The 7,022-nt window shown below is 55.8% G+C and carries 9 protein-coding genes; 2 read left to right on the top strand and 7 right to left on the bottom strand.

What is annotated here, in order from left to right; genetic code table 11:
* Window positions 1-132 precede the first annotated feature (132 nt).
* Genes WFP70_RS09655 through wrbA form a run of 3 tightly spaced genes read right to left on the bottom strand, consistent with a single transcriptional unit; the run spans window position 133 to window position 2,410 of the window.
* Window positions 133-1,506 (bottom strand): NAD-dependent succinate-semialdehyde dehydrogenase, encoded by a 1,374-nt coding sequence (locus WFP70_RS09655; protein WP_337023178.1) that lies wholly within the window; start codon window positions 1,504-1,506, stop codon window positions 133-135.
* Between the two features lie 53 nt (window positions 1,507-1,559).
* Entirely contained in the window at window positions 1,560-1,790 is a 231-nt protein-coding gene (locus tag WFP70_RS09650) for a YccJ family protein (protein WP_038647733.1), read from the bottom strand.
* 20 nt (window positions 1,791-1,810) lie between these two features.
* Window positions 1,811-2,410 (bottom strand): NAD(P)H:quinone oxidoreductase, encoded by a 600-nt coding sequence (gene wrbA / locus WFP70_RS09645; protein WP_034820354.1) that lies wholly within the window; start codon window positions 2,408-2,410, stop codon window positions 1,811-1,813.
* 311 nt (window positions 2,411-2,721) lie between these two features.
* Between wrbA and WFP70_RS09640 the strand changes: the two genes are divergently transcribed.
* Window positions 2,722-2,886, top strand: coding sequence for a general stress protein (locus WFP70_RS09640; RefSeq protein ID WP_071845623.1), 165 nt, complete (start codon window positions 2,722-2,724; stop codon window positions 2,884-2,886).
* Between the two features lie 110 nt (window positions 2,887-2,996).
* Window positions 2,997-3,911 (top strand): DMT family transporter, encoded by a 915-nt coding sequence (locus tag WFP70_RS09635; RefSeq protein ID WP_337023179.1) that lies wholly within the window; start codon window positions 2,997-2,999, stop codon window positions 3,909-3,911.
* Here the strand turns inward: WFP70_RS09635 and rutG are convergent.
* Genes rutG through rutC form a run of 4 tightly spaced genes read right to left on the bottom strand, consistent with a single transcriptional unit; the run spans window position 3,908 to window position 7,015 of the window.
* Window positions 3,908-5,233, bottom strand: coding sequence for a pyrimidine utilization transport protein G (rutG, locus tag WFP70_RS09630; RefSeq protein WP_337023180.1), 1,326 nt, complete (start codon window positions 5,231-5,233; stop codon window positions 3,908-3,910). The genes WFP70_RS09635 and rutG overlap by 4 nt on opposite strands.
* A 45-nt stretch (window positions 5,234-5,278) precedes the next feature.
* Window positions 5,279-5,800 carry an NADH-dependent FMN reductase RutF gene (gene rutF / locus WFP70_RS09625; RefSeq protein ID WP_337023181.1) on the bottom strand — a complete coding sequence of 174 codons (522 nt, stop codon included), beginning with the start codon at window positions 5,798-5,800 and terminating at the stop codon, window positions 5,279-5,281.
* Window positions 5,801-5,816: 16 nt separating this feature from the next.
* Window positions 5,817-6,620 carry a pyrimidine utilization protein D gene (gene rutD, locus WFP70_RS09620; protein WP_337023182.1) on the bottom strand — a complete coding sequence of 268 codons (804 nt, stop codon included), beginning with the start codon at window positions 6,618-6,620 and terminating at the stop codon, window positions 5,817-5,819.
* Window positions 6,620-7,015, bottom strand: a complete 396-nt coding sequence (gene rutC / locus WFP70_RS09615; protein WP_058959636.1) for a pyrimidine utilization protein C — start codon at window positions 7,013-7,015, stop codon at window positions 6,620-6,622. The genes rutD and rutC overlap by 1 nt, the downstream gene beginning before the upstream one ends.
* Window positions 7,016-7,022: the final 7 nt, after the last annotated feature.

Below are 7,022 nucleotides of genomic sequence, written 5' to 3'. Positions count from 1 at the left end.
CTGGTGCTGCCGGAAAGAAGAGTGCGGCATTACCCAAGGGCGGTAAAAAAGAAGCCGCAACGTTATCCGCTGCGGCCTCCATTAAGATCTTAACTGACAAGCATTACGCCTCGACGGGGTTTTTTATTTCCGTTAACCGGCGACGACCACCAGTTTTTGATTCGCAAACTCCTTCAGGCCAAGATCGGACAACTCCCGTCCATAGCCTGAGCGTTTCACGCCACCAAACGGCAACTCCGCGGCGGTATCGCTCTGAGAGTTGATAAACACCATACCGGTCTCGATCTGCGATGCCATGTTGCGCCCACGCAAAATATCGCGCGTCCACACTGAACCGCCCAGACCGTAGTGCGAATCATTGGCCAGGGCAATGGCTGTGCGATCGTCAGCCACCACATAAACCTGTGCCACCGGTCCAAAGAACTCCTGGTAATAGGCGGGATTTTGCGGTGTGAGGCCAGTCAGTATCGTCGGCTGATAATAACAACCCACGCCTTCTATCACTTTTCCGCCCAGTTCAACATGCGCACCCTGCTTAACCGCATCCTCAACCTGTTTCACTAAACGGTCGCGAGCCTCTTTCGATGAAAGCGGACCCAGCGTGGTGCTTTCATCCAGTGGATCCCCCGGTTTAGCTGATTGCAGGGCCGCGCTAAACTTTGCCATAAACTCAGTGGCGATATTTTCGTGCAGGATAAAGCGTTTTGCTGCTGTACATACCTGACCACAGTTGCTCAATCGTGCCTGCGCACCCTGGCGCACAGCTTCGTCGATATCGGCATCGTCCAGCACCACGAATACATCATTGCCGCCTAGCTCCAGCGTGGATTTTTTCAGATGTTTACCTGCTTGTTCCGCCACGGCGCTACCGGCACGTTCAGAGCCCGTCAGCGCGACACCTTGCACGCGCGGATCGGCAATCAGATCGGCGACCTGTTGATTCGAGACAAACAGATTGGTCCACGCACCCTTTGGCGCACCCGCTTCTTCAACCAGTTTTTCGAAGACATCCGCACAGTGCGGCACAATGTTGGCATGTTTCGCCAGCACCGGATTTCCCAGTGCCAGATTCGGCGCCAGCACGCGCATCAGCTGGTAATATGGGAAGTTCCAGGGCTCGACGGCGACCACTACGCCAATCGGGTGATATTCAAGCCAGGCATCACCCACCGTGCTGGGATAAGGTTGTGCCTGCAATAAGTGAGCCGCATGTTCGGCATAGTACCGAGCGATCTGCGCGCAGATTTTTACTTCACCCCGGCTTTGACCAATTAACTTGCCCATCTCACGACTGGCAATCTCAGCTAATTCGTCAACGCGCTGATCAATCAAATCGGCCAGTCGGTGCAGCACCTGCAGGCGTGGCTGCATATCGCCTTTACACCACGTAGAGTGGTAGAGTTCGTCAGCCGCGCTGAGTGCCTGCTGCATGAAGGTGTCATCGTGATTAGGCCAGGATTTCAGCAACTGATTATTGGCCGGGTTGATGCTTTGATAGGCTGACATAAAGGGCTCCTTGGCAGAAAAAATGACAAAGGCGGGACATGCCCGCCTGCGTGTTAAACGTTTTTACGCTCGACTGTTTTGTCGTCCCACGTCAGAACGTCCTGATCGGTCTTATCAAAAGCGCGGAGCAGCACATCGTCGCTACCTTGCTGACGCCAGATTTCTTCCGCGAGTCGTTCGTCATAATTTGCCACCTCAAAAATGGCTTCAGCAATTTCAGGTGAGGTGTGGCGCAGCGTGGCCCATTCGCCCACGTGGTGAGCTTTCGACTGTTCTGTGGCCATAAAGGTCTCCTGTTGTGGATTTATCCTTGCAGTTTTACCGCCAGTCCGGCGACGTATTGGCCCTGATAACGGGCAATTCCCAGTTCTTCTGCTGACGGTTGGCGTGAGCCGTCACCGCCCGCAATGGTGGTGGCGCCATAAGGCGTGCCGCCGCGTACTTGGGATATATCGAAAAGTTCTTTGGTGCCATAACCGATAGGCACGATAACCATGCCGTGATGGGCGAGGGTGGTCCAAACGGAGGTGATGGTTTGTTCCTGACCGCCACCGGTGCCGGTAGAGGCGAATACACTGGCGAGTTTGCCGTACAGCGCGCCTGAGGCCCATAATCCGCCGGTGCGATCCCAGAAATTACGCATCTGACCGGCCATATTGCCAAAGCGGGTTGGCGTACCCACGATGATGGCGTCGTACTGGGTTAAATCTTCAGGTTTTGCTTCAGCCGCCGCCTGATTCACCTTGCCGCCCACCTGCGCAAATCTCTCCGCATCCATGCTTTCCGGTACACGAAGAATGGTGACTTCCGCACCGCTCACACTCTTTGCGCCTTCAGCCACGGCTTGCGCCATGGTTTCGATATGTCCATACATTGAGTAATAAAGCACCAAAACTTTTGCCATGGTTTTCTATCCTGCTGAGGGTGATGAGTATTCAGAAGTATAGAAGAGACTGCGTAAGGTGCCGGAAGGGAGGATAAATGGATACGTCTAGCGCTGCGCTTTTTACCCGGCTAACCGCTTGTAAGCTGGATGTTAATCTGGTTTATGATGGAAAAATAAGTGAATTATATGTTTCAAAGTATGAATATTAGCCGAATGTCAGACTGGCCTGGCTATCCTTTTATCAGGTGGCGCGAATACTCCGCCGCCTTGCTTTTCACCACATTGGATGAAAAGGCCTAACCACAGATGCTCAATCCCTGGAGGAAATGATGGCACAACATCGTGGAGGATCAGGCAATTTCGCGGAAGATCGCGAGAGAGCCGCGGAAGCCGGTCGTAAAGGCGGAAAAAATAGCGGCGGTAATTTCAGGAACGACCCGCAACGCGCTTCCGAAGCAGGTGAAAAAGGGGGACGCAGTCGCAGCAAGAAGTAATGTGATTGTGTTTGATTCCCCCTCCGCCGGGTTCTCCCGGCGGTAACAAAGATTGCTTTTCCCCTCCTGACCAGGCAAAAATGATCGCCAATCGATTATTTTGGTGCGTTATGTCTGCTTCAAACTCCCGTCTCAGCCTGCGTATTACGCGTCAGGAACTCGTTCTCATCTTCATTACCATGGTTTGGGGTGGCACCTTTTTGGTGGTGCACCGGGCGATGGCACATTCCGGTCCCTTTTTCTTTGTGGGGCTGCGCTTTGCCACGGCAACGTTATTGCTGGCCTTCTTCTTTCGTCGCTACCTGAAACACATGACTTGGCTCGAAGTGAAAGCCGGTGCGCTGATTGGCCTGTCGATTGCGGGTGGCTACGGCTTACAAACCTGGGGGATGCAAACCATCTCCAGCAGCCAGTCGGCGTTTCTGACCGCGCTATATGTGCCGGTGGTACCGTTACTGCAATGGGTATTTCTGCGCCGTCCGCCAGGGTTAATGGCATGGATTGGCATTATGCTGGCGTTTACCGGTTTAGTGCTGGTGGCCGGGCCACAAGACGGTAGCCTGACGTTGAACGCGGGCGAGATAGCGACGTTACTCAGTACACTGGCGATTGCGGCTGAAATTATTCTGATCAGTCGCTTTGCAGGCCAGGTTGATGTGCGTCGCGTGACGCTGATCCAACTGATGGTCGCATCGGCTTGCGCTTTTGTCTTTATGATCCCTAATGGCGAATCGGTCCCAACGATCTCAACGCCATTGCTGTTGAGTGCGCTGGGTCTGGGTGCGGCCAGTGCACTGATTCAGGTGACAATGAACTGGGCACAGCGCAGCGTGTCACCGACACGTGCCACAGTGATTTACGCGGGTGAACCGGTCTGGGCAGGGGTAGTAGGACGGATTGCAGGTGAACGTTTACCGACCGCAGCCCTGTTGGGTGGTGCGCTGATCGTCTGTGGGGTCATCGTCAGCGAGTTACGACTTCGCCGCAAGAAAGCGGTGCCTGAGCAGGCACCGCTGGAGCCTTAAGGATGTTGTCGTGCCGCCTGGCTTGCCAGCGCGGCGCCCCGACGTTTAAGAATGGCGTTAAGAATGATGGCACCGAAAGTCGCGGTGCCAATCCCACCAATGGTAAAACTGCCGATCTTTAAAGCAAAATCACCAGCGCCCAACACTAACGTGGTGGCCACCATGATCAAATTGCCGTTCTGACTGAAATCAACGTTGTTTTGCACCCAGATCCGCGCACCTGCCACGGCAATTAAACCGAATACCACAATTGACGCGCCGCCAATCACCGGGCCGGGAATAGTATGAATCAAGGCACCAAACTTCGGTGAGAAACCGAGTATCAGCGCAATGACTGCGGCCGCGACAAACGCCAGTGTCGAATAGACTTTGGTCACCGCCATCACGCCAATATTCTCGGCGTACGTCGTTACACCGCTGCCACCCATCGATCCTGACAACATGGTGGCGAGGCCATCCCCGACAAACGCACGTCCCATCCAGGGATCAAGATTGCGTCCCGTCATACCGGCGACGGCTTTAATATGCCCCAGGTTTTCAGCCACCAGAATGATAGCCACAGGGGCAATCATCACTATCGCCTGCATATCAAACACCGGCGCGGTGGTGTGTGGTAAACCAAACCAGGGCGCACTGGCGACACCGCTAAAATCGACTGGCTTACCGAGGCCAAACACATTGGTGAGCAAGGCGTAGATCGCCCAGGCGACAATCAGGCCAACCAGAATCAGCAAGCGCTGAACCAAACCGCGTGTGAAGACCGCGACCACGCCAATGCACAGCACGGTCATGACGGCCATCCAGCTATCGAACATTGATGCTGATACGCCATGGACAGCAATTGGTGCCAGGTTCAGGCCAATTGCCATCACCACTGCACCCGTGACGACAGGGGGCATGAGCCGCTCAATCCAACCCGTGCCCACCTTCATAACGATCAGGCCAATGAAGGTATAAAGCGCGCCGCAGGCAATGACGCCGCCTAGAGCCAGCGACAGATTAGGGTTCAATCCCTGGCCGTTGAATCCGGTCACCGCGATAATCACCCCGACAAAGGCGGCGCTGGATCCAAGATAACTCGGCACGCGTCCGCCAGTGACCACAAAGAACAGCAGCGTGCCGATACCGGAAACCAGAATCGCCAGGTTGGGGTCGAGTCCCATCAACAACGGCATTAGCACCGTCGCGCCAAACATTGCTACAGCATGCTGCAGGCCCATGACAAACGTCTGCCCGAACGGCAGGGTTTCATCCGGTGCAATCAGCCCATCTTCGGTCATGGCTGACTTTTTCTGCCAGCGGGGGAACCAGGAATTCGCCATCGTTTTCTCCAGGATATCGGTGGAACCGGACCGCGCAGAGCGGCGTTAGCGGGCGTCCTGCCGTAAAAGGTGATGATATCCACGGTCAAACCACGCCAGGCCATGGGAATCATCGTTACGTACCAGCGCAAGTACTTCACACATCAAAACGTCGTGTGTGCCAACACTGACCACCTGGGTGATTTTGCAATCGAACGACACGGTGGCACCCTCCAGCAGCGGTGAACCGCTGGCCAGCGTGTGCCAGTTAGCCGCAGCAAAGCGCTGTTCCATCGGCGTCTTCCCGCCAAACAGTGTCGAAAGATCTTCATGACCGGCCGCCAGGGTGTTGACGCACAGATAGCCATTGTCCCGAAAGGTCGGCCAGACTGAGGCCGAACGATTCAGACACACCAGCAAAGTGGGCGGCGTATCCGTCACGCTGCAGACGGCTGAGGCGGTGAATCCGGCGCGACCGGCAGGGCCGGCGGTGGTGATAATATTGACCGCCGCACCCAATCGCGCCATGGCATGGCGAAAAGCATCGCGATCTACATTCGGCAGCAGCGGCAGTTCATGCACACTCATGGTTTCACTCCTCTGTTCAACTCGCGGCGCGCTGTGCAGGTGCCGCCGTTTCGGCCAGCCATCCCAGCAGCAGAGCGTTAAATTTATCGGCATCGGTCACGCTCATCGCATGCCCGCCCCACGGCATCTCAATCAGAGTGCCATTCGGCAGCGCCTGGGCCAGTTGTGGAGAGCAGCTCCACGGCACCAGCAGATCGTCCTGGCTACAAATGGCTAACACAGGCTGATGAATCCGCGCCGCATGCGTACGGAAATCACTGTTCATTAATGCATGCAAGCGGCGCAGCAGATTTTCCATGCCCTGAAAATGGGTCACGTGATGGGCATCTTCAGCGGTGATGCGCGCCTGATGGCGCGCCAGCCATTCAGCCGGATAGAGGAACAGTGGCTGCGCGCGCACAAAGGCCTCTACGCCCACATTGAGCAGTAAATCCTGCCGCACCTGGAAGCAGCGTTGCGTATGCGGATCCAACGAGAGCCAGCCATTAATCACCACGATGCGGCCGACACGGTCGGGATAATCCAGCGCCAGCTGCAGGCCAATCAGGCCACCCAGCGCGTGGCCAATAATGTCGTAATGGTGAATGTCATGTTGCGCCAGTAATTCAGCCAGTTCGGCGGCCATCATCGCCATGCTGTAGCCTTCAGGCAGCGTATCGGCACTGCGACCGGTACCGCGCTGATCGTAAGTTACCACGCGATAATGGGGAGCGAGCGCCGCCAGCTGGGGTTGCCAAAAGCCCGCCACGCCACCCAGGCCGGACGACAGCACCAGTGTTGGCGCGTCGGCAGCGGTTAAACCATGAATCTCAAGGTGCATTACGCCTCCTGCGGCCCGATGTGCGCGACGCTGGCAATTTCAATCAGCGCATCTGGTTTAACCAATCCACACTGAATGCAAAAGCGCGCGGGTTTGTCGCCGGGGAAATACTCGGCGTAGACCTGGTTAATCGCGGCGTAATGGCTCCAGTCGGTGAGGAAAATAGAGTTGAAAGTGACGTCACTCATGCTGCCACCGGCGGTCTCGATCACCTTTTTGATGGTTTCCAGTACGTGTCGGGTTTGTGCCGCGGCATCGCCGACGTGGACGACATTGTTACTGGCATCGAACGGTAGCGTGCCTGACACGTACACCACGCCATCGGCCAGGGTTCCTGGCACAAAGGGCGCAATTGGGGTGCCGCTGCCGGCAGGAATAATCACACTTTTAGGCATCGTCGCA

It is taken from the genome of Pantoea sp. USMM079 (assembly GCF_037153115.1).
GTDB classification, from domain to species: domain Bacteria; phylum Pseudomonadota; class Gammaproteobacteria; order Enterobacterales; family Enterobacteriaceae; genus Pantoea; species Pantoea communis.
The sequence above is the reverse complement of the archived record's forward strand: the minus strand, read 5'-3'. Positions and strand labels throughout refer to the sequence as shown.

What these genes read in the sequence shown, in the direction of transcription:
- WFP70_RS09635 (WP_337023179.1), top strand. Translation starts at nt 2,997, where the DNA reads ATGTCTGCTTCAAACTCCCGTCTCAGCCTGCGTATTACGCGTCAGGAA.
- rutG (WP_337023180.1), bottom strand. Translation starts at nt 5,233, where the DNA reads ATGGCGAATTCCTGGTTCCCCCGCTGGCAGAAAAAGTCAGCCATGACC.
- WFP70_RS09640 (WP_071845623.1), top strand. Translation starts at nt 2,722, where the DNA reads ATGGCACAACATCGTGGAGGATCAGGCAATTTCGCGGAAGATCGCGAG.
- WFP70_RS09655 (WP_337023178.1), bottom strand. Translation starts at nt 1,506, where the DNA reads ATGTCAGCCTATCAAAGCATCAACCCGGCCAATAATCAGTTGCTGAAA.
- wrbA (WP_034820354.1), bottom strand. Translation starts at nt 2,410, where the DNA reads ATGGCAAAAGTTTTGGTGCTTTATTACTCAATGTATGGACATATCGAA.
- rutF (WP_337023181.1), bottom strand. Translation starts at nt 5,800, where the DNA reads ATGAGTGTGCATGAACTGCCGCTGCTGCCGAATGTAGATCGCGATGCT.
- rutC (WP_058959636.1), bottom strand. Translation starts at nt 7,015, where the DNA reads ATGCCTAAAAGTGTGATTATTCCTGCCGGCAGCGGCACCCCAATTGCG.
- rutD (WP_337023182.1), bottom strand. Translation starts at nt 6,620, where the DNA reads ATGCACCTTGAGATTCATGGTTTAACCGCTGCCGACGCGCCAACACTG.
- WFP70_RS09650 (WP_038647733.1), bottom strand. Translation starts at nt 1,790, where the DNA reads ATGGCCACAGAACAGTCGAAAGCTCACCACGTGGGCGAATGGGCCACG.